A 22,892-nucleotide genomic window follows, 5' to 3' on the forward strand; every position below is an offset into this window, starting at 1 on the left:
TGGTGGGCATCACCACCGTAAGCTGTGTGACCGGTGCGCAGGCAATCGACGCTCACACTGCCGCAGCACGAGCTTGGCGCATCCGTCTCGCAGCACAGTGGCCAACCAACAACCGGCGCGCGATCGCCGGCACGTTGCGGACCGCATGACCGAAGCAACCCACGTCCTGCCCATGCAGCCCTGGCACCCGAAAGAGCGCGCCAGGTGCTGAGCGCAGCCGCTGCAGGTCGCGCTTACTGCGACATGCGGTTACTCATGTCGATCAGATCGTTGTAGCTGGCCAGCACTGCCTGACGCGTGCCGCCCGGCGGGATCGAGCCGCTTTCCAGCAGCATCTGCTCGCTCTTGCTCAGCGGGGTGTTGGTGCGGATGCGTTCGACCAGACGTCCGGACTCGCGCGCCAGCTTATCGGCAGCGCGTTCCATGTGTCCCCACATCGCATCGCCCTGGCCCACCTTGGCCTTCTGCGCCTCTTCCAGAATGCTCTGGTAACGCGCGAGCTGGCTTTGCGCTGCCGCAAGATCCGGTGCATTGCTATCCAACACCTGCACCAGATGCTTGCCTTCGCCGGTGATCTTCAAGTGATACCAGGACGCGCTGCGGCCTTCTTCCTTCTCGATCGCATCGATCCGAGCCTGACGCCGGGTGTCTTCGTTGCGGTCCAGCGCCGCATTCATCGCGTCGCCCGCATCGAAGAACGCTGCGTAGGCCTGCATCAACGGCGCATGCAGCGCACGCATACCCTTGCCGTCGTCGCGCAGATAATCCTCGCGATCGTAATACCGCACCGCTTCGCCGATGCGCTCATTGAGCGTGGCAAACCGCTGCTGATAGGTCTTTGCTACCGGGTCGAGTTCGGCGTTGGCCGGTTGCTGCGCCAATGCAGCAGTCATCGGTGCGCCGCAGGCTTCGACCCGATGCGACAGCACCGTTCCCGGCGCACGGATATTTTCTTCCTTGCCCGTTGGCCCGGCCTGCGGGTCCTTCATCCAGCCGGTGTAGGTCTGGTAACTCTCATGCAGCGGCTGCTGGACACCGTTGAAGCAGGCGATGTAGGCATTGATCTTGTCGGCATCGGGCGCAGCCGCAACCGGCGCATCTTTCTGGCAGCCGGCGAGCAGTGCGGCAAGTGCAACCGCTGCGCTGAGCGGTGCGTAACGACGTGGATGGCGCATGCGGTGGTTCCTGTGCAGTGGTGAAGAAATGAGGTGAGGTGAGGTGAGCAACGGTCGATCGCGTGCGTTGTCGTCAGCGCCCGGCGTATGGCCGCACGCGCTGCATCGTGCGATGACGCTGGCAGTTACTGCCGATTGCTCTCGGACACCAACGCGTTGTAAGTATTGAGCAACTTGCGCGGCGATCCTTCCGGCGCCAGCGAGGGGCTATCGAGCCAGCCCTCTTCGATGCGGCTGTAGGGCGTCTTGTCGACCACGCGTTTCACCCGCGCCTTGGCCTGCCTGCGGAAGTCTTCTGCAGCGGTTTCGAAGCTGTTCCATTTGAGTTTGTCCGGCTCCTGGTCCGCCACCTTGGCATGCGCCTCGTCGGAGAGGCGGTTGAAGCCGTCCAGCAGCGTGTTTACACGCGCGGTGTCGAACTGATCTTCCTGCAGTACGTCGGTCAGTTGCTTGGCATCGAGCATCATCGACAGCCGGTAATACTCGCGCGTGCGTCCCTCCTCGCGTTCCAGTGTCTTGAGCGTTTCGCGATGCGCTGCATCGTTCTGCGCTTCCAGCTCGGCACCGAATGCGCTGCTGGCCTCGGCATAACGCTCCAGCGCCGCCATCAACGGCGCGTGCAGTTGCTTGCCCTTGGCGAACTGGTCGTCTTCATCATCCTGGCGCGCGTAGTAATCGGCCACCTGGTGACTGATCGGCCGCAGCGCCTGCAATGCCGCGTGATACTCCCGAGCCGCAGCATCCAGTGCCGGCAGCGACGGTTGCGCCGCAGCCGCCGCGCTGACCGGCGCATCGCACGCCTTCATGTCGACGTCGCTGATGTCGTAGGGGCCGGCCACGCGCGTTTCGCGCCCGCTAGGGCCGGCGGCTGCATCGTCGATCGAACCGATGTAATGCTTGGCACCGGTATGCACCGGCAGATCGACACGGTTGAAGCAATCGATATACGCACCGAGCTTGGCGTTGAGCGCATGCTGCGCATCGCTCGGCGCATCGGCGCTCTTGCTTGCCGCCGCGTTGCCGGTTGGCGTGGTCTGTTTGCTGCAGCCGGCGCAGAGCGCAAACACAAACAGGGCGGGCGCAAACGCGCCGGACTTCAGGAACACGGGCAAACGTCCTTGTTGGAAACGATTTCAGCCGCGCACGATAGCAAACTGCGGCGTGAAATCATCGTGCTCGGCAGTGAAGTGGACGGCGGCGTTCGTCTGCGCGGCAGGCGGTGATGCGCGCAAGGTCAATCCGTTTTTTCGTGGACGAATGACTCGCAGCGTCTGCATCGATGGATCGGCGCGCGGCCACCTGCACTGCGCTTGGAGCTATAAAAATCAGAGCGAACAGTCGTCAGGCAGAGGTGGACGGCGCGCCCAGCACCGCAACGGATGAGTGGTACACACCGCATCGAGCACTCGCCTTGCCAGCTTGGGGATGAGCACAGGCGTTCTGTCAGCCACTCAGTCGAGAAACAGATCCGGCAACAGGCTCCGTGACGGATCGACCGCATAACCGCTGAAGTCGGTGACGCCGGCCTGCGTCAGCACTTCTTCGTCGATCAGAAACTGCCCGTGGAAACCGGCCGCAGTGCGGGTCAGCAACGCATGCGCCGCATCTGCCACGATCTCCGGGCGACGGCAGGCAGCGGCGTCCACGCCCGGCAGCATGTTGACCGCATCGGTGGCAATCACCGTGCGCGGCCACAACGCATTGACCGCCACGCCCTGCGGGCCGAACTCAGCGGCCAGCCCCAGTGTCACCAGACTCATCCCCATCTTGGCCAGCGTGTAGCCGGTATGCGCACCCCACCACGCCGGATTCAACGATGGCGGCGGGGCAAGGCTGAGGATGTGCGGATTGGGCGCCTTCAACAGATGCGGCAGGCAGGCTTGCGCGCACACAAAACTGCCGCGCGCGTTGACCTGTTGCATCAGGTCGAAGCGCTTCATCGGCGTGTCCAGGGTGCCGCGCAACCAGATCGCACTGGCGTTGTTGACCAAGATATCGATGCCACCAAACGCTTCCACGGTGGCGGCAACAGCGGCCTGCACTTGCGCTTCGTCGCGGATATCGCATTTGAGCGCCAGCGCCTTTCCACCTGCCGCAACGACTGATGAGGCAGCGCTGTGAATGGTGCCGGGCAGCTTGGGATTGGCCACCGCCGATTTGGCCGCGATGACCACATTCGCCCCATCGCGCGCCGCCCGCAACGCGATCGCCAAGCCAATCCCACGCGAGGCACCAGTGATGAAGAGCGTTTTGTCTTTTAGCGTCATGGGAATCGGGAATCGGGATCGGCAATCGCAAGAGCTTAGCGCCTTGAACGTCCAGCAGCCGACCAACAATCAACTCACGCGATACGCTTTTGCGAATCCCCAATCCCTAATGCCCAATCCCGGCTACTCAGGGCTTCGGACCCTGCCCCTCGTTGTCTTCCCAGTGCAGGATGCGCCGAGTCACAAAGCGGTAGACCGGTTTGCCGGTGGCGAACCACAGCTCGCGCACCCACGACCTGCGCTTGAGCACGCGACGTTCCACTGGCGTGATCGCGGCCGGGCAATACATGCGCTTGTGCTTGAGCAGGTGACGCAGGTCCTCGCGTGCAAGCAGACGCATCCAGCGCGCGCGTGGGTGGCCGCGCACCGCCAGCTGGAAATCGATCACCGCCGGGCTGCCATCGTCCTGCACCAGCCAGTTGGCTTCCTTGGCCAGATCGTTGTGGGCAACGCCACACCGATGCAGCTGCTGCAACAGCCTGCGCGCCTGCCTGAAATACGCCAGATCACCGCGAGGCGGGCGCTGGTACATCGCATCGCCAGCCAGATAGCTGCGGTCCAGATGGCGCCCATCCCAATGCAACAAGCGTGGCGTGTGCGGCAGGCCATCCAGCTGCCGCAGCGCCAGCGCTTCGCGACGTGCCAGCCACCAGGCCACCCCACGCAGAAGCCATGGCGCCACGCTCAGGTCGCGCCGCACGAACACCCGGCCAGCGTCGCGGATCAACAAAATGCGCCCGAACGTATCGGACTTCAGCGGGAGATTGTCGGCGGGCTCGTGACTCATTCCCCATTGTAGGCGGGCGGCCCGCATCGCCGTACTGCCGTTGCAGAGCGTGCCGATGACACACGCCCGCACCTGGGCCTGGTTGCAACCTCAGGTGAAGCCAACCGGCCGATGTGAGCATGGCGCAAGTCAGTCGTCGCCCTGCCCACTTATAATTCGGGAATGAACTCATGGATCGACGCCACGCTGGAGTGGATCGGACACCACCCCACCTTGGCTGGCGTGGTGATCTTTGCCATCGCATTCTGTGATGCGGTGATCGTGCTCGGTGCCATCGTGCCCGCGCTGCCGTTGCTGTTCGCCATCGGCGTGCTGATCGGGCTCGGCCAGATCAACGGCCCGTACGCAGTGGTGTGCGCCACCCTGGGTGCGTTTATCGGCGATGCGTTGAGCTTCTGGGTGGGCCATCGCTGGGGCCACCAGTTGCACACGTATTGGCCGTTTAGGCGCTATCCCCAGTTGCTGGAACGCGGTGAGCTGCTGTTCCGACGCAACGCCTTCAAGAGCATTTTGATCGCGCGCTATGTTGGCGCGGTGCGGCCGTTCGTGCCCGCCATCGCCGGCATGTCGCACATGCCGTTCAAGCGCTATCTGTTCGCCAGCGGGCTGGCCTGCGTGTCGTGGGCGCTGCTGTTTCTGGTGCCGGGCTGGGTGTTGGGCACCGCCTACGACGCGGTCGCCGCAGTCGCCGGGCGCCTGTTCGTGGTGGTCACCCTGCTGGCCGCGGTGATCGGCCTGGCCTGGGCGGTGGTGCTGTATTCGTACCGCTGGTCGGCGGGCCATCTGGATGCCCTGCTGGCGCGATTGCTGGAGTGGTCGCATCGGCACCCGGTGCTGGGCAACTGGTCGGTCAGCGTGTTCGACCCACGCCGGCGCGAATCGGTCCCGCTGGCGATGATGGCGCTGATGCTGTTGCTGCTGGGCTGGGGTTGGTTCGTGTTGCTGATGGTGGTGCTGGCGCATGGCGAACCGCTGCGCGTGGACTTGGCCGTACACGACCTGATGCTGGCGCTGCGCAACCCGCTGGCCGACTACCCGATGGTGGCGCTGGCCTCGCTGGGCGATTGGCAGGTGTTGTTGCCGGCGATCGCCGCAGCGATGGGCTACCTGGCCTGGCGTCGGCGCTGGATGGCGGTGGCGCATTGGGTGATCGCACTGGCGTTTGGCCTGGCCCTGACGCAGTTGCTGGGCGCCACCGTGCAGGTGGTGCGCCCGCCGGCTGCCAGCAGCGGGTTCGGATTTCCGTCGGTGGCAGTCACCATGGCCACAATCGGGTTCGGGTTTTTCGCGCTGTTGATCGCGCGCGAACTGCCCGGCCGCCGCCGCGTCTGGCCGTATCTGGTCAGTGGCGCCATCGTTTCGCTGATCGGCTTCGCACGCCTGTACCTGGGCGCGCACTGGCTCAGCGACGTGGTCGGCGGCATGTTGTTCGGCATCTTCTGGCTGCTGGTGCTGGGCATTGCGTATCGCCGCCGCGCCACGCGCGCGTTCTGGGTCAAGCCGGTGTCGTGGATCTTCTACGGCGTGTTCGTGAGCTGCGCGATCTTCTTTGCGCCACGTAATCTCGGCACCAAGCTGGCCAAGTTCGAACCGCCACCGCCGCTGCTGATGGACCTGCCCGCCAGCGACTGGTGGGAGGGCCAATGGCGGCTGCTGCCGGCACGTCGCAATGAATTCGACGACGACCAGCGCTGGCCGCTGGACGTGCAAGTGGCCGGCCCGCTCGCGCCGCTGCAACGCCAGCTCGAAGCACGCGGCTGGCGGACACAACCGCAGGCCGGATGGGAACAGGCATTGCACCTGCTGAATGTCAGCGGCCGCCCGGACGAAGTACCGATTCTGCCGGCCACGCTGGACACACAAGTGGAAGCCCTGCTGATGGTGCGTCACGCCGCGCCCGGGCACGTGCATGTGTTGCGTCTGTGGCCTGCAGCCGCGCGACTGCAGCCCAGCGCACAGCCGCTGTGGGTAGGCAGCACGCAGACCTTGCGCTACAGCCGCCACTTCAGCCTGATCGGCCTGTGGTACCCATTACGCGGCGTGGACCCTGCACTCAGCGCGTTGCGCGACGCACTCGGCCCGCTGCCGCATCGCGTGGAGCAGCGTCGCCGCTCGCAGGTGCCGGTGATCCTGATCGACAGTACGTCGGGAAATGCGGTGCGGCGAGAGGACAAAGACAACGCCGCACCGCAGACGGAAACCTCTGCGTCCGATCCGGCTGCATCGGGTCAGCTACAACAGCGCCGTTGATCGATCGGGTAACGGCGGCGATTGGCTGGCGAACGCGCAGTCCTGTAGATAAGAACTGCTAGTAAAACTTTTTGAACGCTGTCTCGATGGTGGCAACGCGTTGCGTCGCTTAGATGCAGCCGGATGTTTAGGTCAACAGCCTTGGTAAGAGCGGCTAATAAAACGTAGCGAGCAGTCGTCAGGTGGGTGTGGACGGCGCGCTCAGAACCGCAGTGTACGAGTGGTACTTGAGGATTCCGAGCACCGGCCGCGCCTGCCTGGCGGCTGCACAGTCCTTTTGTTAGCTGCTCTTAATCGAGGGCGCGGCGCCCTCGCCGCTCGCGGGACACGCCGTGAATCCATCCCTGGAGGCTCGGTGGCGGCATCCATGCCGCCACACGGTCCCGCAAGCGGCGAGGACACCGCACCAGGACGTTGGTCGGTAGCTGCGTAAAAGAGCTGGTCGTCTCGCGCGTCGCAGTGGCCTGCTGATGCGGATCGCACACACATGTGAGCTAGCAAAGTAGAAGCACATCATGCATTGCTTGCACCATGCACACCGACCATCTCGACCGGTCCTTGCCCGCCCACCGTCGCGGGACCTTACGCGGCATGGATGCCGCGTAAGAGCCTCCAGGGACGGATTCACGGCGTGTCCCGCGATGGTGGGCGGGCAAGGGCCCTGCACCCAAGCCGCAAATCAGCCGCTCTACAACCAACGCATCCGCACCGTTCCATTACCTCTCAAGGTGACCGAGAGCTTGTGCTTCAGCGCCGTTTGGATGCGCACAAGCCGCACTGGTCAGGGGCGCGACGCACTCACCACAACACCCCATCCACCGGCTGCATCGGCTCCGGAGCGGGTTCACCAATCGCCTGCAGGGCATCGATTTCCACCGTGCGGCACATGGTGTCCAGCGGCAGATCGTGGATGGTGTTGGCGAACGGATCGACCAGCTCATCGCCGATCTTCAGCACCGCCAAAAACATCAAGCCGGCGACCGTCGATCCTACCGGCGTGGCGTATTGCAACGTTTCCACCAGGCCGATCGGCAACAGCACGCAAAACAGGCGCGTAAACAGGTTCGGATAGAAGCGGTACTGATACGGCAACGGCGTATTTTTCAGACGCTCCATGCCGCCCTGCGCGTTGGCGATATCCACCAGAATGCGCTCGACGCTGGCCTGCTGGATGCTGTCGATCCAGCCATCGCGACGCGCCTGTTCCACCGCACGGCCGGTCGTGTCGAGCAAGCCATTGGCCACGTTCGTGCGCGTGATCACCGCTGCCACTTCGTCGGCATCCAGCCGCGACTGCAAGGCCATCGCCACCGGCAACCGCCGCAGCTGGCAGCGCAATGCATTGACATAGGCAATCTGCCGTAGCGCGATCGTGCGCCCCAGCGCTGCAGCTTCTGGCGCAGACAGGATGCTGACGCTCAGGCGCACCAGATTGCGCGATGCATTGATCATCTGGCCCCACAGCACGCGGCCTTCCCACCAGCGTTGATAGGTGGAATTGGCGCGAAAGCCCAGGAATAACGCCAGTGCCGAACCGAAAATGGTCAACGGCAATGCCGGCGCGCGGAACGGCAGCACGTAATAGATGATCGTGATCAACACGTCCCAGACAAACAACACTGCCAGGGTCCGCCAGACCTGACTGAACACATCCGCCACACGCGGTTTCACATCGATGATCAAGGCACACTCCCTCACTAAAAACGGGTATCGCCCTTGCGCGCATCCAGTGCATGGATGCCATCGCTAGCGCACTCAAGCGTAAGAAGTCTGCCGCCACGGCGGTGCAAGTGCGGTGATGGGGGCGATAAAAGCAGTGCCTCGCGAGTGCAAAACACTTCTGCGCGATCATTGACTAGGTGCGGCCGATGCCCGGAAGCGGCATGCAGTGCCTATCCACGTTCGTCTCCTTCGCACCCGATGCGCAGCGGCGCCTGCTGATTGGCCGCACTACGTGATTGCCCGCGCGCTCAGGGCATCCAGGCCAGCAACTGCTCCAGACGCTGATGCGGGTCGTCCTGCTGCAACAACGACAAGCGTTGCTGCTCGGTCAATGGCAACAACTCGGCCAGCCGCCACCCCACCCACGCGGACTGATCCAGCAACCCCGGACCGACCGAGGCAAATTCGCCGCCCACCTGTTCGAGCATGCGCTCGAGCACGGTTGCCAACAGGCTGTGCTCGGGGCGCAATTCGTCATCGGAGTCGGGCTCGCACCAGCTCACCTCGCCCACCAACAAGCCGTTGTCGCGGATACGCGAGCGCTGCACATGAAAGCGACGCGTGCCGCGTAGGCGCAGCACCAGCACGCCATCGGCGCCGACATCGAAATCCTCGATCCGCACCTCGGTCCCGAACGCCGCCGGCGTTGCCGGTACGCCCACCTCATTGCCATCCAGGATCAGACACACGCCGAAGCTGGTGCCGTTGCGCCCGCATTCGCGCACCAGATCCAGATAGCGGCGCTCGAATACGCGCAGCCCCATCGCCGCGCCCGGCAACAACACGCTGTGCAACGGAAACAGCGGCAAAGCGCTGGTGTCGGCAGTGTCTGCGATCGATGCCATCACGACAGCTGCGCCAGAAAGCGACGCGGTGCGCCGTCGAATCCGCCATTGGACATAAACACCACATGGTCGCCCGGCTGCGCGATGTCGCCCAGCGTCTGCAGCAACGCCTCCACGTCATGCGCCACGTGTGCCTGCCCGCGCACCTGCGCGATGATCGGCGCCGCATCCCATGGCAGCTCGGGACGATGCAGGAACACCACCGCATCGGCATCGTGCAACGACGGTGCCAACGCCTGCGCATGCGCGCCCAACCGCATCGAATTGCTGCGCGGCTCCATCGCCACCAGCACGCGCGCCGCGCCCACCTTCGCACGCAGCCCCTGCAAGGTGGTCGCAATGGCGGTGGGGTGATGCGCGAAGTCATCGTAGACGGTGATGCCGCGCGCCTGCCCCAACACTTCCAGTCGGCGTTTGACACTCTGAAAGTGCGCCAGCGCCGGCATCACCGTTGCCGGATCCACGCCCACCGCATGCACAGCGGCCAGCGCCGCCAATCCGTTGAGCACGTTGTGCCGGCCCACCAGCGGCCACTCCACCTGGCCGATCTCCACGCCGCGATGCGCGACCGCAAACACGCTGCCATCGGCGGCAATCAAGCGCGCGCGCCACTCCAGCGCCGCATCGAAACCGAAGCGCTCCACCGGCGTCCAGCAGCCCATCGCCAACACCTCGGCGAGCCGCGCGTCTTCGCCATTGACGATCAGCCGCCCGCGCGCCGGTACGGTGCGGACCAAATGATGAAACTGCCGTTGGATGGCGGCCACGTCAGGGAAAATATCGGCGTGGTCGTATTCGAGGTTATTGAGGATCGCCACCAGCGGCCGGTAGTGCACGAACTTGCTGCGCTTGTCGAAGAAGGCGGTGTCGTATTCGTCGGCTTCCACCACGAACGCGCGCCCCTGCCCCAGCCGCGCCGACACGCCGAAATCCTCGGCCACGCCGCCGATCAAAAAACCCGGCGCGCGCCCGGCCGCCTCCAGCAGATAGCTCAGGATGGTGGTGGTGGTGGTCTTGCCATGGGTGCCGGCGACCGCCAGCGTGTCGCGGCCCGGCAGCACCTGCTCGGCAAGCCATTGGGCGCCGGAGCTATAGCGGCGGCCTGCATCGAGCACCGCTTCCACGGCCGGATTGCCGCGCGACAAGGCATTGCCGATGACCACCTCGGTGGCGTCGGCGGAAATATTGGACGGCGCGTAGCCCTGGGCCAGCGAAATCCCGAGCGTTTCCAGCTGGGTGGACATCGGTGGATAGATAGCCTGGTCGCTGCCTTCTACCTGCCAGCCCAGCTCGCGCGCCAGGGCGGCCACACCGCCCATGAAAGTCCCGGCGATGCCGAGGATGTGGAGTTTGCTCATGGAGCACATTGTCGCCGATCACCGGAGTTGCAGGACATTCCGATCCGCACCCGGCGCCGCTGTCAGGAAACTCCTACCGTACTGTCGGGAATTTCCCGATATGCGAACTGCGTCACATCCCTCACTATGCTGAACGCCAGTCGCAGCACCCTTTGGTTCTACTCCCCAAGAGACCAAATCCCCAGGGAGCTCATGCTGTTGGGGCTCTGAGCAAGCTCATTACTGGCGTTATTCTGCCCCGGCCATCTTGTATGGCCGGGGTTTTTCTTTTCCGGGGTCTTGATCTGCACACGGCGCGGCCAACAGGCACGCGGTAAACACAGACCGGGCGTTGCGCCCGGTCCGGGTGACTCAGCGGCCGAGCGCCTTGCTGATGCGTTCCAGCACTTCGTCCAGCGACCCAACGCCATCCACACGCGCCAACTTGCCGCGCTGCTCGTAGAAGCCGATCACCGGCGCGGTGGAATCGGTATAGACCTGCAGACGCTTGCGCACCGATTCGGGGTTGTCGTCCTCACGGCCTTCGGCCTTGGCACGCCCGGCGATGCGCTCGACCAGCAACTCACTGGCCACATCTAGCTGCACCACCGCATCCAGTGGCTGACCGATCTTGCTGAGCAGGTTGTCCAGCGCATTGGCCTGCGCCACATTGCGCGGATAGCCATCGAGGATGAACCCCTTGGTGACATCGGCCTGACCAAGCCGCGACTCCAGCATGCCGAGCAGGATGTCGTCGGACACCAGATCGCCGCGTGCCATGACTTCCTTGGCCTTCAGGCCGAGCGGCGAGCCGGCGGCCACTTCGGCACGCAGCAGGTCGCCGGTGGAAATGTGCGGGATCTCAAACGAATCTTTGAGACGTGTCGCCTGGGTGCCCTTGCCCGAACCGGGCGGTCCCAACAGAACCAATCGCATCAGTGGACTCCACTTTCGAATAAAAACGCGTTGCGGTTGGCGGCGTTAGACTCAAGCCTTCGCCGGCACTGACCGTATGGTCGTGCAGCTTACCCCATCCGGGGAATGTCCCGGCACTGTCCCCTGCGCCATGTTTCCATGTGAGGAGCCCGTCCCCCTATGTCCACTGGCAACTTGTTGTATGCCCAATCCGGCGGCGTCACCGCCGTCATCAACGCCACCGCTGCCGGCGTTATCACCGAAGCGCGTGCGCGCAAGATCAAGGTATTGGCCGCCCGCAACGGCATCCTGGGCGCGCTGCGCGAGGAGCTGATCGACACCTCCAAGGAATCGGCGTCCGCGATTGCCGCACTGGCACAGACACCCGGCGGCGCGTTCGGCTCGTGCCGCTACAAGCTCAAGTCGCTCAAACAGGACAGCGCCAAGTACGAACGCCTGCTCGACGTGCTGCGCGCACATGACGTGCGCTGGTTCCTCTACAACGGCGGCAACGATTCGGCCGACACCGCATGGAAGGTCTCGCAGCTGGCCAAGGCCTACGGCTACCCGCTGCACTGCATCGGCGTGCCCAAGACCATCGACAACGATCTTGCGGTAACCGACACCTGCCCCGGCTTCGGCTCGGCGGCCAAATACACCGCGGTGTCGGTGCGCGAAGCCGCACTGGATGTCGCCGCGATGGCCGACACCTCCACCAAGGTTTTCATCTACGAAGCGATGGGCCGCCACGCCGGCTGGCTTGCGGCCGCAGCAGGGCTCGCAGGTCAGGGCCCGGACGATGCACCGCAGATCATCCTGCTGCCCGAGCGCGCCTACGATCAGGCCGCGTTCCTGGCCAAGGTGAAACAGGTCGTCGAAAAGGTCGGCTGGTGCGTGGTGGTCGCCAGCGAAGGCATCCAGGACGCACACGGCAACTTCGTCGCCGATGCCGGTGGCGCAGCCGACTCATTCGGCCACGCGCAACTGGGCGGTGTCGCCGCATTCCTCGCCGCACAGGTCAAACAGGAACTGGGCTACAAGGTGCACTGGACCCTGCCGGATTACCTGCAGCGTTCCGCGCGCCACCTCGCCTCCAAGACCGACTGGGAACAGGCCCAGGCCGTCGGCAAGGCCGCCGTGCAATACGCACTCAAAGGCATGAACGCGGTGATTCCGGTGATAGAACGCGTCAGCGACGCCCCCTATCGCTGGAAGATCGTGCCCGCCCCGCTGCACAAGGTGGCCAATCACGAAAAGAAGATGCCGCCCAGCTTCCTGCGCAAGGATGGCTTCGGCATCACCGACCGCGCCCGCCGCTATTTCGCCCCACTGATCAAGGGCGAAGCCCCGCTGGCCTACGGTAACGACGGCCTGCCCAAGTATGTGACGTTGAAGAACGTGGCGGTGGCGAAGAAATTGCCGGTGTGGGAGGGGTGAGGCCGCCCCAGTGCGGCGCCCTCGCTAGCGCATCCGTGCCAGGACGCCCACGCTAGCAGGCGCTGGGCCGTCTGCGGCATCTCCGACTGCGGTGCTCTATAACGCAGGCAACCGCCATCAGGAGGCGGCTGCCTGCCGAGCCATTCGATATAGGGAACCTCCCGATTGCCGAGCTGGGGGGCCGCTGACTAACACTTGCATGTATGCCTCTCCACCTTTGCAACGCGCGGCATGGTCCGGAATGCAGACCACTGCAATCGAAGAGCGACAGAACCTCGCCTTCAATGAGCCGGCAGAGCGGGCGCGGATGGAAGCAAGGCGGTATTGCCTAGCGCTGAGATGCGCTGAGACCAGAAAGATCACGGCGACATTGCCAGGTTGACCCCCAGCGTGATCCATCCGCGTGGTGCTGCTGTCTGGTCACGCCCGATCACTAGGTCGACGCTGGACGTCTTGCCCATCAGCCGGCGCATGCCAAATTGTGCGCCCTGCCCGTTGTGATCGTCTCCGGACGCTTCGGCCAACACTGTCCATTTGGGGGTAAGCACTTGCTCCAGACCACCCCCTGCAGTGGTGGCATCGGGCCCGGTATGCATTGCGACGACACCAAGGTTGAAATGAATTCGCGTGGCCGCATCTGCGCCAAGCGACCATGTCAGCGGAACGGTGAGATAACTCGCGCGTTGCTGTGGTTCCTGCCAGGCACGCTGCAGCCCGACCGCGACTGCCAACCCCAAGGCATGCTGTTCCGGATCGCGAAGCGTGTGTTTGGCCCCTAGATCGAGCGCGGCAGATCCATGCCGGACATCGGTTATTCCCAATGAAAATTCCGTACCCAGGACATTGCAGGCAGGTACCGCCGTGGCCGATGCACCACCTGGCATTGCACGCCACCAGGCTTCCAGCTGGCATTGGCCACGCGGCGTGACGCCGGCGTCGTCGACCACCATGCTCGCCGCTGCGCGCACCGTTACCGGGTGCCACAGTGCGAAGAAGGCAAGCAGGCCCGGGGAACAACGCAATACCTTCATAGACGTTCTCAAAAATCAGCGTAGCTGCTGCGCGACTCGTTACAGCGCCAAGCGCAGCGGCATATCGTTGCCAGCGCCCATCAGATGCGGGCGACTGGCCTTCCGGGTCCGGAGTGCACGCGCGGCACAAGCCGATGCCGACCACTAAACCGCTAACCGGCGGCAACACGCGTTTTGGTTCGCAGTACCAGTGGTCACTCCAAATGCGCAGGGCAGTGACCATGCGTAAATGCAAGCCGGTACGACGGTGCTTCTTAAAGCTTGAGCGATGCTTGGATCACTGCGCCAATGTGGATACGCAAACAAGGCCGCGGCATCGATAGCAACACCGGCATCATTCCTCATCGATGCGTCAACTGCATGGCATGCCGCTACGAAGTCTCATGTCATGCGGATGCCCGCATCACTCAAGCAGCCGTAGTGCCCCAGCATTGATGCCGCAGAGGTTACTGGCAGGCCTTGCCTTCCATCGTCTGCTGCGCAGCAAACATCGGCACCTGCGGGATCTTGCCGGCGGCCGCTTGTTGCTTGGCATCTTCCAGGTAGATGCGTGACTGGCCTTGGCCGTCGAGCTGCGGTTTGGCATCGACCGGTTTGCGCCACACGCGCACGACCGCCTGTTGACTCGGGCAGGCCGCGCTTGGGACGCGGATCACGTCGTTGAAGATCCAGCCCGACGCAACACTCGGTGTTGCCTTGGCGTAGTCCACAAAGCGCGCACGTGGCTGACAGGTGGGGCTGCTGCGCACAACCGAGAACGTGTAGGGCTGTGCAGCATTGCCGGTGAACACACCTTCCAAGCGGGCACAGGCTTCTGGAATCTGTCGCAAAGTGTGTACTGCACCGACGGCTTGCGCAGTGCCAGGCGGGCGTGCCTTCAACTCCGGCGTTGGATCTGCAGCGATTGCGCTACCGGTAAACAGCATGGCGGCCAGCACAGCAGCGTACCTGGACGCGGCATCGTTCGACATAGTTACTCCTGGATCGGCTCGGTCACGTTGGCCGCAGGCTGTCATGTCGCGACTGAACGACGCGCCAAAGCCGCGGTGGTGGCACCCCTGCAAGCTGCGGCGCATACTCGATCGCGATCCGGCCACCTGAACATCGCGACGCGCATTACGGCCCTTGTGGCCGTCGAGTCCGTATTCGTTGTCACTCGTTGCGTGCGTCGCCCTTGGTTCGTCCCGACCGGATGACATCCATTCTCTTGGGAGGGGTCATGCTGGAACACTACGGGTTAGGGCTTGCGCTGGGCTGTGCGGTATTGGCAATTTTGTACGGGATCGTGTCGGCGCGCTGGGTGGTCGCGCAGCCAAGCGGTAACGCGCGCATGCAGGAGATCGCGGCGGCGATCCAGGAAGGCGCACGCGCCTATCTCAACCGGCAGTACCTCACGATTTCGATCGCCGGCGGCGTGCTGTTCGTATTGGTCGGGCTATTTCTGAGCTGGTACACGGCGATCGGGTTCGCGCTCGGCGCGGTGCTATCGGGCTTGGCCGGCTACATCGGCATGAATGTGTCGGTGCGCGCCAATGTGCGCACTGCCGAAGCCGCACGGCATGGCATCGGCCGTGCGATGGATGTGGCATTCCGGGGCGGCGCCATCACCGGCATGTTGGTGGTGGGACTGGGCTTGCTGGGCGTGGCCGGTTATTACGCCGTGCTGCAATCCATGGGGTTGCCGCTGGAGCAGAACCTGCATGCCTTGGTCGGCCTGGCGTTTGGCTCATCGTTGATTTCGATCTTCGCGCGTCTGGGTGGCGGTATTTTCACCAAGGGGGCGGACGTGGGGGCGGATCTGGTTGGCAAGGTCGAGGCCGGCATCCCCGAAGACGACCCGCGTAATCCTGCGGTGATTGCCGACAACGTCGGCGATAACGTGGGCGACTGCGCGGGCATGGCAGCGGATCTGTTCGAGACCTACGCCGTCACCGTGATCGCCACCATGCTGCTCGGCAGCCTGACCCTGGCTGAAACCGGGCCGCATGCGGTGCTGTATCCGCTGGTGTTGGGCGGTGTCTCGATCATCGCCTCGATCGTGGGCGCGGCCTTCGTCAAGGTCAAAGCAGGCGGCTCGATCATGGGGGCGCTCTACAAAGGCGTGATCATCTCCGGCGTGCTGGCTGCGCTGGCCTATTGGCCGATCACCCAGAGCCTGATGCGCGACAACAGCCATGGCGCGACGTCGCTTTACGTCTGCGCATTGATCGGCCTGGTGCTCACCGGCCTGATCGTGTGGATTACCGAGTACTACACCGGCACCCAATACGCACCGGTGCAGCATGTCGCCTCTGCCAGCACCACCGGACACGGCACCAACATTATTGCCGGGCTTGGCATCTCGATGAAGTCCACCGCGCTGCCAGTGATCGCGGTGTGCGCAGCGATCTGGGGTGCGTTTCACTTTGGCGGCCTGTACGGCATTGCGATCGCTGCCACGGCGATGCTGTCGATGGCCGGCATGATCGTGGCGCTGGATGCGTATGGCCCCATCACCGACAACGCCGGTGGCATCGCCGAAATGGCCGAACTGCCACCGGAAGTGCGCGCGATCACCGACCCCTTGGATGCCGTCGGCAACACCACCAAGGCGGTCACCAAAGGCTACGCGATCGGCTCGGCCGCTCTAGCCGCGCTGGTGCTGTTTGCCGACTACACCCACAACCTGCAGGCGGCCAATCCCACTGAAGTCTTCGCCTTCGATCTGTCGGACCACACCGTGATCATCGGTCTATTGATCGGCGGATTGATCCCCTATCTATTCGGCGCCATGGCGATGGAAGCGGTGGGCCGCGCGGCGGGCGCAGTGGTCGAAGAAGTACGCCGTCAGTTCCGCGAGATCCCCGGCATCATGGCCGGCACCGCCAAGCCGCAATACGACCGCGCGGTGGACATGCTGACCCGCTCGGCGATCCGCGAAATGATCGTGCCCTCGCTGTTGCCGGTGGTGGTCCCGATCGTGGTCGGGCTGTTGCTTGGACCACGGGCACTGGGTGGATTGTTGATCGGCACCATCGTGACCGGGCTGTTCCTGGCCATTTCGATGACCACCGGCGGCGGGGCCTGGGACAACGCCAAGAAGTACATCGAAGACGGCCATTTCGGCGGCAAGGGCAGCGAAGCGCATAAGGCGGCAATCACCGGCGACACCGTCGGCGACCCGTACAAGGACACTGCAGGGCCGGCAATCAATCCGTTGATCAAGATCATCAACATCGTGGCGCTGCTGCTGGTGCCGCTGCTGTAGCACGGCATGCCCGCAGGGATCTCGGACCTGCGGCCATATGGCCGCAGGTCATTGCGCGGGAAAGCTGACTACCGCGTCGGACAATATTGACGTCACCGTCTTCGCAGCGAACGTATTGGCGCTCGTTTGGCGTTCCTGCGACGCTGCCAGCACGCGCCGTCACAGGCGACAACGTGGCAGCAACGACACCCGCCGTTGCAATCTCTCAAAGACAGCCAATCAGTCCATCGTAGATCGGCGGCGCGCCGCCCGGCAGCGGCTCGAACAAGGGGTTGGTCACCGCAAGCACACGGTACATCTCGTCCAGGCGCGTGCCGGCTTTCAGGGGCGCCGTGCAACGCCAGACCCGGCTGTCGGAGCGGAGATAGCCGCTACGCGGGTCGACGCTGATCTCACTCGCACCGAAGGTCCAGATGCAGCTGCGCACCACGCCGGTGACGCGGTGGACCGAGCAACGAAAGCGCAGCGGCTGGTAGTCGCTGAATTCGCCTCCGCAGAAGGTGTCGCCGCAAATATTGTCGAAATCACGGTCCAGGCGCTGCTCCAGATCACTGAAGGCCTCCCAGCCCTCTCCATTGGCGGGCCAGTCCACCGCGTCCACGTAGGTGGGCAGTGGCGTTGCCGCAGCGGCCACCTGGGCCGTGAGAGACAGCAGCAGTACGAGGAGCAAGCGTGCAAGCCTGAACATGGCGTTTCCCGAGCAGTGGATGAGCCTGCAGCGTGCGCCGTGTCCCCAGGCCCTACGATCAGCCGGCCACCCGTGATGAATGCAGGCTATGCCGCACCGGACCCTCAGAAGATTGCCCATTCAGTGTCGCTGCAGCGCAACAGCCGAACGCGTAGAATCGCGCTCCACACACTGCTGACGCTTCGGAGCTACCCGCATGGGCCTTGAACTGGTCACCTCTGGCAAGAATCTGCCGGAAGAAATCAACGTCGTCATCGAAATCCCCAAGGATTCGGAGCCGGTCAAGTACGAAGTGGACAAGGCCAGCGGCGCGATCTTTGTCGACCGCATCCTGTCGACCCCGATGCGTTACCCCTGCAACTACGGCTACGTGCCCAACACCCTGTGCGGCGACGGCGATCCGGCCGACGTGCTGGTGGTCCTGCCGCTGCCGCTGGTCCCGGGGTCGGTGGTGCGCTGCCGTCCGGTCGGCGTGCTGCGCATGAGCGACGAGGCCGGCAGCGACGAAAAGATCCTGGCGGTGCCGATCGAGAAGATCTTCTCCGGCTACGCGCATATCGAAGATATCAACCAGGTGTCCAGCCACTGGATGGAGCGCATCGGTCACTTCTTCGAGCATTACAAGGATCTGGAGAAGGGCAAGTGGGTCAAGCTCGACGGTTGGGGCGGCGCGGCCGAGGCCAAGCGCATCCTGGTCGAATCGGTGGAACGCTATAATTCCGACGCGCCCTGAGCCGTTGGCCGTAACACTGCTCCGCACTTGCGGAGCGACCGGGATCACGCTTTTGCCGTGATCCCGGTGACCGCCGCCGGTAGATTGGGTACATTGCCGAGTTGCGTTTGGCCGGCGTCTACCGTCGGTGACTTCTGGGGAAGTGTCTTGCGTATTCTGTTTGTTGGGGACGAAGCCAGTCTTCCGTCCGACCTGGTCGACTACGTCGCCGATCTCGGCGACCAGTGGCAGGCGCAGCAGGTAGCCGATGGAAATTCGGCGATCGAAGCTGCCGCGTTGTCGCCATTCGATGCCGTCATCGTTGCCCCGGTGTTACCGGACCTGACTGCTGCCACGTTGCTGGGGCAGATCCGCACGCTGCGCCCGGATACGATCCGCATCGCGCTGATCGATGCCCAGGACGGCCAGCGGACGCCGCCGGCCCGCATCATCGGCGTGGCCCATCGTTTCCTGCCGATGCCGCTGGCGCCGGAAGTGCTGCTCGAGGCCGTCACCAGCCTGGAAGAACTGCGCGACCTGCTCAGCAATCCGCGCTTGCGCGCGGCGATCGGGCGTATCGAAAAGCTGCCCTCGCCGCCGCATCTGTATCTGAGTCTTATGCATGCGCTGGAAGAAGACGATGGCGCCGATGCGGCCGACATCGCCAAGCTCATCGCCGGCGACCCGGCGATTGCGGCCAAGGTGCTGCAGCTGTGCAATTCGGCGTTCTTTTCCGGCGGACGCAGCATCACCGACCTGCGCACGGCGGTCACCCGCCTGGGTGTGGCGACGCTGCGCGACCTGGTGCTGGCCAGCGAAGTGTTCTCGGTGCAGACGCTGACCCCGGCCGAGCGCAGCGCGATGCAGCGCCGCGCCCTGCTCTCTTCGCGACTGGCGGCGAAAGTGTTGCCCCCCACCAGCGCCGAACTCGGCTCCACCGCCGCCTTGCTGGCCGACATCGGCCTGCTGTTGCCTGGCGTGCGCGACGAGCGCGAACCGCCACTGGAAGGCGGCGACGAGCGCCTGGGCCATACCGAAGCCGGCGCGTATCTGCTTGGCCTGTGGGGCCTGCCGATGCCGATCATCGAAGCGGTGGCGTTCCATCGCCATCCGCAGCGCTCCAGCCTGCGCAGTTTCTGGGTGACCGGTGCGGTGCACGTCGCCACGGCACTGGCCAGCGGCGAGACGGTGGACGAAGAGTATCTGTCCAAGGTCGGCGTCATTTCCCGACTGCCGACCTGGCGCGAGCAGGCCGAGACGTTGCTGGGACTTGCCGAGGCGTGAGTTGCCGCACCAATTGGTGCGAATAATGAAACAAGAAAAGGCGCGAGAGATTCGCGCCTTTTTCGTTGGCGTTGCAGATAGCGCGGAGGGGTGCAGCAGCCCCTTGCAGCGTGCAGCGTGCAGCGTTCGCATGGTTGCCCTGGACACCGGGATGCGCCCTTCCAGATGGCTATGCAGGTTTCTACGCAGCGCTGGCGCACGACACAACGCATGAGCATTGTGTTCGTCGCATCCCGGCACCAGGAATGACGGACATAAAAAAAGCGGGCCTTTCGGCCCGCTTTTCGTTACGACGCTTCGATGATCAGAAGCGCTGGTTGTACTGCACGAACAGGAAGCGGTCGTAATCCAGCATCGGATCGATCGCCGCAGTGCTGCTGTTGGTGATCGAGTAGGTCACCGGCGGCTGCTTGTTCCAGATGTTGCGGGCACCAACGGTCACGCTGCCATCCCACGGAGCCTGCCAAGTGACAGAGACGTCCTGATAGGAGATCGAGCCCTTCTTGTTGGAACCGGTACCGCCGCCCCAGCCCGGATTCGGGGTCTGGTAGTTCGGGTTGTTGCACTCGATGCCTGCCGCTGCATCCCAGCAGTAATCGCGGAAGCCGCCGTAGTAACGCAGGTTCCAGTTGGCCGACAACGCGCCCAGCGACCAGTCCAGACCCAAGGTGGCACGCACGCGCGGGAAGTTCCAGTAGCCGGCGGAGTTTGCCCACTCGGCACCGGCTTCTGCCTGCGACTTGTAGGTCGCCAGGTAGTTGGTGTCCAGGTTGACTGCGAACTTGCCGTACGCGGTTTCCGGCATGCGGTAACGCACACCGAAGTTGTAGCCTTCGGTTTCCAGACGGCCCAGGTTGACGTTGCCGCGGCTCAGCGTGGTGACCTGGCCGGTGACCGCGTCGCGACCGTAGTCGGCGCAGTAGCTGGCCAGATTGTTGAGGTAGCAGTTGTTCAACACATCATTGGCCGTCAACGCGGTGATGATGTTGGAGATCGAAATGCGGTACCAGTCCAGCGAGAAGTCCAGGCCCTGCACCCAATGCGGGCTGTAGACCATGCCCACGGTGCGGGTGATGCTGTACTCGGGTTCGAGTTCGGCATTGCCCACGCCAGAGTTGAACGGTGCGTTGCCCTGCACGTCGCGACGCGTGACCGCGTTGCCCGCGGTATCGGTCTGACGGAAGCCAGCCGGCAAGCCTTCGCCAGCGCAACGTGCTGCCACGCCCGCGTTGCCCAGCGAGCCAAAGGTGGCGTCGCACGGATCGGTGAAGGTATCGAACGTCTGCGAGCCGCCACCGAAGGTGTCCGACAGGGTCGGCGCACGGAAACCGGTGCCGTAGGTACCGCGCACCAGCAGGTCGTCGATCGGCTTCCAGGTGAAGCTGAACTTGCTGTTGGTGGTGTCGCCGAAGCGGCTGTAGTTGCTGTAACGCGCGGCCACGTCGAACGACAGTTCCTTGGCGCCCGGCAGATCCTTCAGCACCGGAATCAACAGCTCCAGGTAGGCTTCGTTGGTCTGGTAGCGACCTTCGGTGGCCTGTGCCGCCAGGTCGGTGGTGTAACCGGCGCTGGACAGCTGATCCGGATAGTCGTAACCGCTGATTTCGCGGTGCTCGACGCCTGCGGCGAAGCCCAGCTCACCGGCCGGCAGATCGAACAGACCACCGGTGACGTTGGCGGTCCACTGCTTGCTCAGGCTCTGCTGCGTGGCCTGACCAAGTGCATTGATGTACTGCAACGCGTTCGGCGTGGAAGCCGACGGGCCACCAAGGATGTTGAACGGGGTGCACTGGCCCAGCGCATTGCTGGTACCTAGCGCGATCGGAGCCGCTGCGGTACCGCACTGCACCTGACCCTGTGCATTGAGGAACGACGGGCCCAGTGCCTTCTGCAGCGCCAGCAAGTTGATGTTGCCGCGCGAAACCTGCGTCACATCGTACTTGTTGTAGTTGAAGCCAACGTCCCAGTTCCAGCCGTGGCTGCCGACGTCGAACACGCCTTCCAGCGCTGCATCGAAATGCAGGGTCTTGACGTTGCTTTCGGTGGTGCGCGGCAACTCAACCGTACGGCGGAACCAGCTGTTGATGTCCTGGCCAACCGGGTTGTAGTAGCTGCTGCCACTGATCGCCACCGGGAACTGCGGCTGCGAAGAAGCCTGCAGCGGGTAGCCGGCGATTTGACGGTTCGAGTCGCGCTCGGAGTACATCGCGGTCGACTTGAAGGTCACGCTGTCGGTCAGGTTGTAGCTGCCGGTCGTGAAGATCGACTTGTTGCGGCTGGACTGCTGCAACATCATCTGGTCGACGGAATTGAAGTAGTCGTCGGTGGTGATGTCGTTGTGGTAGTTGGCGATGTTGCGCGAATCCGCGCCCACGCCACGGCCGTCGAACGAACCGGTGTGGTTGAGGATGTAGGTCTGGTCGTTGGAGGTGAAGCGACCCCACGGGCCGGTTGCACTCAGACCATCTTCGATGTGGTTCGGGCCGGCCGAGTAACGGGTCAGCGCGCGGTCCTTGGCCCACACCGGGTCTTCGTTGGTGTAGTTGACGCCGAACACCAGCGAGGCGCGGTCGGTGGTGGTGCCGGCGGTGAAGGAGTACTGCTCCTTGGAACCGTCGCCACGACCGTTCTGGCCGAAGTACGCCGAGGCTTCCGCACCGTCGTAGTTCTGACGCAGGATGATGTTGACCACACCGGCCACAGCGTCGGAGCCGTAGATCGCCGAGGCGCCATCCTTCAGGACTTCGATGCGCTCGATCAGCGAGCTCGGGATGGTGGACATGTCGGTCAGGCCGTTCAGGCTGCTGGTCCAACGCTTGCCGTTCACCAACACCAGGGTACGGTTCTCACCCAGGTTGTAGAGGTTGACGTACTGGCCGCCCTGTTCCGGATCGGAGGTCAGCACAGCAGCCTTGCTGTAAGTCTGCGTACCGGCAATCGACAGGTTCTGGAGGATGTCACCAACGCTCACCAGGCCGGACTTCTGAATGTCCTGCTGGGAGACGGTGAAGACCGGCTGTGCGGTTTCGACGTCGACCGAGCGGATGCGCGAGCCGGTGATTTCGATGCGGTCCAGCGTCGTGGTCGACGGGGCGGACTGCTCTTGTGCGTTGGCGGCAAAAGCCGGCGTCAACGCGATCGCAATACCGGCGGGCAACAGGCCCAGCCGCACTGCGGAGGTGCGAAGGTTCATCA

Annotated in this window: 18 protein-coding genes and 1 other RNA gene; 5 read left to right on the forward strand and 14 right to left on the reverse strand. The window is 63.9% G+C overall.

What is annotated here, in order from left to right; all coding sequences use genetic code 11:
- Window positions 1–233: 233 nt before the first annotated feature.
- The 5 genes from ACZZ0O_RS00995 to ACZZ0O_RS01015 form a co-directional block, all read right to left on the reverse strand.
- Window positions 234–1,175 carry a YiiG family protein gene (locus ACZZ0O_RS00995; protein WP_463591969.1) on the reverse strand — a complete coding sequence of 314 codons (942 nt, stop codon included), beginning with the start codon at window positions 1,173–1,175 and terminating at the stop codon, window positions 234–236.
- A 125-nt stretch (window positions 1,176–1,300) separates the two neighbouring features.
- Window positions 1,301–2,287 carry a YiiG family protein gene (locus tag ACZZ0O_RS01000; protein WP_463591970.1) on the reverse strand — a complete coding sequence of 329 codons (987 nt, stop codon included), beginning with the start codon at window positions 2,285–2,287 and terminating at the stop codon, window positions 1,301–1,303.
- A gap of 21 nt (window positions 2,288–2,308) precedes the next feature.
- Window positions 2,309–2,452: a hypothetical protein gene (locus ACZZ0O_RS01005; protein WP_463591971.1), complete on the reverse strand. Its 144-nt coding sequence runs from the start codon at window positions 2,450–2,452 to the stop codon at window positions 2,309–2,311.
- Between the two features lie 174 nt (window positions 2,453–2,626).
- Window positions 2,627–3,442, reverse strand: a complete 816-nt coding sequence (locus ACZZ0O_RS01010) for an SDR family oxidoreductase (RefSeq protein WP_463591972.1) — start codon at window positions 3,440–3,442, stop codon at window positions 2,627–2,629.
- 127 nt (window positions 3,443–3,569) lie between these two features.
- Entirely contained in the window at window positions 3,570–4,229 is a 660-nt protein-coding gene (locus tag ACZZ0O_RS01015; protein ID WP_115562814.1) for a serine/threonine-protein kinase, read from the reverse strand.
- Between the two features lie 162 nt (window positions 4,230–4,391).
- Between ACZZ0O_RS01015 and ACZZ0O_RS01020 the strand changes: the two genes are divergently transcribed.
- Window positions 4,392–6,479 carry a bifunctional DedA family/phosphatase PAP2 family protein gene (locus ACZZ0O_RS01020; protein ID WP_463591973.1) on the forward strand — a complete coding sequence of 696 codons (2,088 nt, stop codon included), beginning with the start codon at window positions 4,392–4,394 and terminating at the stop codon, window positions 6,477–6,479.
- A gap of 152 nt (window positions 6,480–6,631) precedes the next feature.
- Here the strand turns inward: ACZZ0O_RS01020 and ACZZ0O_RS01025 are convergent.
- The 5 genes from ACZZ0O_RS01025 to ACZZ0O_RS01045 all read right to left on the reverse strand — a co-directional run bounded on the left by ACZZ0O_RS01025 (window position 6,632) and on the right by ACZZ0O_RS01045 (window position 11,319).
- Window positions 6,632–6,708, reverse strand: a non-coding RNA gene (locus ACZZ0O_RS01025) — sX9 sRNA.
- Window positions 6,709–7,277: 569 nt separating this feature from the next.
- The gene (locus ACZZ0O_RS01030; protein WP_115562816.1) at window positions 7,278–8,162 is read right to left on the reverse strand and encodes a bestrophin family protein; all 885 of its coding nucleotides are present in this window, start codon (window positions 8,160–8,162) and stop codon (window positions 7,278–7,280) included.
- 287 nt (window positions 8,163–8,449) lie between these two features.
- Window positions 8,450–9,046: an LON peptidase substrate-binding domain-containing protein gene (locus tag ACZZ0O_RS01035; RefSeq protein ID WP_463591974.1), complete on the reverse strand. Its 597-nt coding sequence runs from the start codon at window positions 9,044–9,046 to the stop codon at window positions 8,450–8,452.
- Window positions 9,046–10,413 (reverse strand): UDP-N-acetylmuramate:L-alanyl-gamma-D-glutamyl-meso-diaminopimelate ligase, encoded by a 1,368-nt coding sequence (gene mpl / locus ACZZ0O_RS01040; RefSeq protein ID WP_463591975.1) that lies wholly within the window; start codon window positions 10,411–10,413, stop codon window positions 9,046–9,048. Before mpl ends, ACZZ0O_RS01035 begins: the two co-directional genes overlap by 1 nt.
- Before the next feature lie 342 nt (window positions 10,414–10,755).
- Entirely contained in the window at window positions 10,756–11,319 is a 564-nt protein-coding gene (locus ACZZ0O_RS01045; RefSeq protein WP_463591976.1) for an adenylate kinase, read from the reverse strand.
- A gap of 159 nt (window positions 11,320–11,478) precedes the next feature.
- Between ACZZ0O_RS01045 and ACZZ0O_RS01050 the strand changes: the two genes are divergently transcribed.
- Window positions 11,479–12,735: a 6-phosphofructokinase gene (locus ACZZ0O_RS01050; RefSeq protein ID WP_463591977.1), complete on the forward strand. Its 1,257-nt coding sequence runs from the start codon at window positions 11,479–11,481 to the stop codon at window positions 12,733–12,735.
- Between the two features lie 359 nt (window positions 12,736–13,094).
- Here the strand turns inward: ACZZ0O_RS01050 and ACZZ0O_RS01055 are convergent, their stop codons facing one another.
- Complete coding sequence (locus ACZZ0O_RS01055) at window positions 13,095–13,766, reverse strand: hypothetical protein (protein ID WP_463591978.1); 672 nt, start codon at window positions 13,764–13,766, stop codon at window positions 13,095–13,097.
- 446 nt (window positions 13,767–14,212) lie between these two features.
- Window positions 14,213–14,737 (reverse strand): hypothetical protein, encoded by a 525-nt coding sequence (locus ACZZ0O_RS01060; protein ID WP_463591979.1) that lies wholly within the window; start codon window positions 14,735–14,737, stop codon window positions 14,213–14,215.
- A gap of 248 nt (window positions 14,738–14,985) precedes the next feature.
- On the opposite strand from ACZZ0O_RS01060, the gene ACZZ0O_RS01065 reads away from it, so the two are divergent.
- Complete coding sequence (locus ACZZ0O_RS01065) at window positions 14,986–17,013, forward strand: sodium-translocating pyrophosphatase (protein ID WP_463591980.1); 2,028 nt, start codon at window positions 14,986–14,988, stop codon at window positions 17,011–17,013.
- Between the two features lie 205 nt (window positions 17,014–17,218).
- Here the strand turns inward: ACZZ0O_RS01065 and ACZZ0O_RS01070 are convergent, their stop codons facing one another.
- The gene (locus ACZZ0O_RS01070; protein ID WP_463591981.1) at window positions 17,219–17,701 is read right to left on the reverse strand and encodes a hypothetical protein; all 483 of its coding nucleotides are present in this window, start codon (window positions 17,699–17,701) and stop codon (window positions 17,219–17,221) included.
- 196 nt (window positions 17,702–17,897) lie between these two features.
- On the opposite strand from ACZZ0O_RS01070, the gene ppa reads away from it, so the two are divergent.
- A complete protein-coding gene (gene ppa, locus ACZZ0O_RS01075) occupies window positions 17,898–18,434 on the forward strand; it encodes an inorganic diphosphatase (protein ID WP_005990841.1) in 537 nt (178 codons plus the stop codon).
- Between the two features lie 147 nt (window positions 18,435–18,581).
- Window positions 18,582–19,697: an HDOD domain-containing protein gene (locus ACZZ0O_RS01080; protein WP_055848462.1), complete on the forward strand. Its 1,116-nt coding sequence runs from the start codon at window positions 18,582–18,584 to the stop codon at window positions 19,695–19,697.
- Window positions 19,698–20,001: 304 nt separating this feature from the next.
- On the opposite strand, the gene ACZZ0O_RS01085 is transcribed toward ACZZ0O_RS01080, so the two are convergent.
- Window positions 20,002–22,890 carry a TonB-dependent receptor plug domain-containing protein gene (locus ACZZ0O_RS01085; RefSeq protein WP_055848459.1) on the reverse strand — a complete coding sequence of 963 codons (2,889 nt, stop codon included), beginning with the start codon at window positions 22,888–22,890 and terminating at the stop codon, window positions 20,002–20,004.
- Window positions 22,891–22,892: the final 2 nt, after the last annotated feature.

Source organism: Xanthomonas sp. AC360 (assembly GCF_979258225.1).

Bases quoted from the DNA above. Each gene is read 5' to 3' on its own strand.
- ACZZ0O_RS01065 (WP_463591980.1), top strand. From the start codon at position 14,986: ATGCTGGAACACTACGGGTTAGGGCTTGCGCTGGGCTGTGCGGTATTG.
- ACZZ0O_RS01060 (WP_463591979.1), bottom strand. From the start codon at position 14,737: ATGTCGAACGATGCCGCGTCCAGGTACGCTGCTGTGCTGGCCGCCATG.
- ACZZ0O_RS01010 (WP_463591972.1), bottom strand. From the start codon at position 3,442: ATGACGCTAAAAGACAAAACGCTCTTCATCACTGGTGCCTCGCGTGGG.
- ACZZ0O_RS00995 (WP_463591969.1), bottom strand. From the start codon at position 1,175: ATGCGCCATCCACGTCGTTACGCACCGCTCAGCGCAGCGGTTGCACTT.
- ACZZ0O_RS01005 (WP_463591971.1), bottom strand. From the start codon at position 2,452: ATGCAGACGCTGCGAGTCATTCGTCCACGAAAAAACGGATTGACCTTG.
- ACZZ0O_RS01015 (WP_115562814.1), bottom strand. From the start codon at position 4,229: ATGAGTCACGAGCCCGCCGACAATCTCCCGCTGAAGTCCGATACGTTC.
- ACZZ0O_RS01020 (WP_463591973.1), top strand. From the start codon at position 4,392: ATGAACTCATGGATCGACGCCACGCTGGAGTGGATCGGACACCACCCC.
- ppa (WP_005990841.1), top strand. From the start codon at position 17,898: ATGGGCCTTGAACTGGTCACCTCTGGCAAGAATCTGCCGGAAGAAATC.
- ACZZ0O_RS01070 (WP_463591981.1), bottom strand. From the start codon at position 17,701: ATGTTCAGGCTTGCACGCTTGCTCCTCGTACTGCTGCTGTCTCTCACG.
- mpl (WP_463591975.1), bottom strand. From the start codon at position 10,413: ATGTGCTCCATGAGCAAACTCCACATCCTCGGCATCGCCGGGACTTTC.
- ACZZ0O_RS01045 (WP_463591976.1), bottom strand. From the start codon at position 11,319: ATGCGATTGGTTCTGTTGGGACCGCCCGGTTCGGGCAAGGGCACCCAG.
- ACZZ0O_RS01055 (WP_463591978.1), bottom strand. From the start codon at position 13,766: ATGAAGGTATTGCGTTGTTCCCCGGGCCTGCTTGCCTTCTTCGCACTG.
- ACZZ0O_RS01035 (WP_463591974.1), bottom strand. From the start codon at position 9,046: ATGGCATCGATCGCAGACACTGCCGACACCAGCGCTTTGCCGCTGTTT.
- ACZZ0O_RS01085 (WP_055848459.1), bottom strand. From the start codon at position 22,890: ATGAACCTTCGCACCTCCGCAGTGCGGCTGGGCCTGTTGCCCGCCGGT.
- ACZZ0O_RS01050 (WP_463591977.1), top strand. From the start codon at position 11,479: ATGTCCACTGGCAACTTGTTGTATGCCCAATCCGGCGGCGTCACCGCC.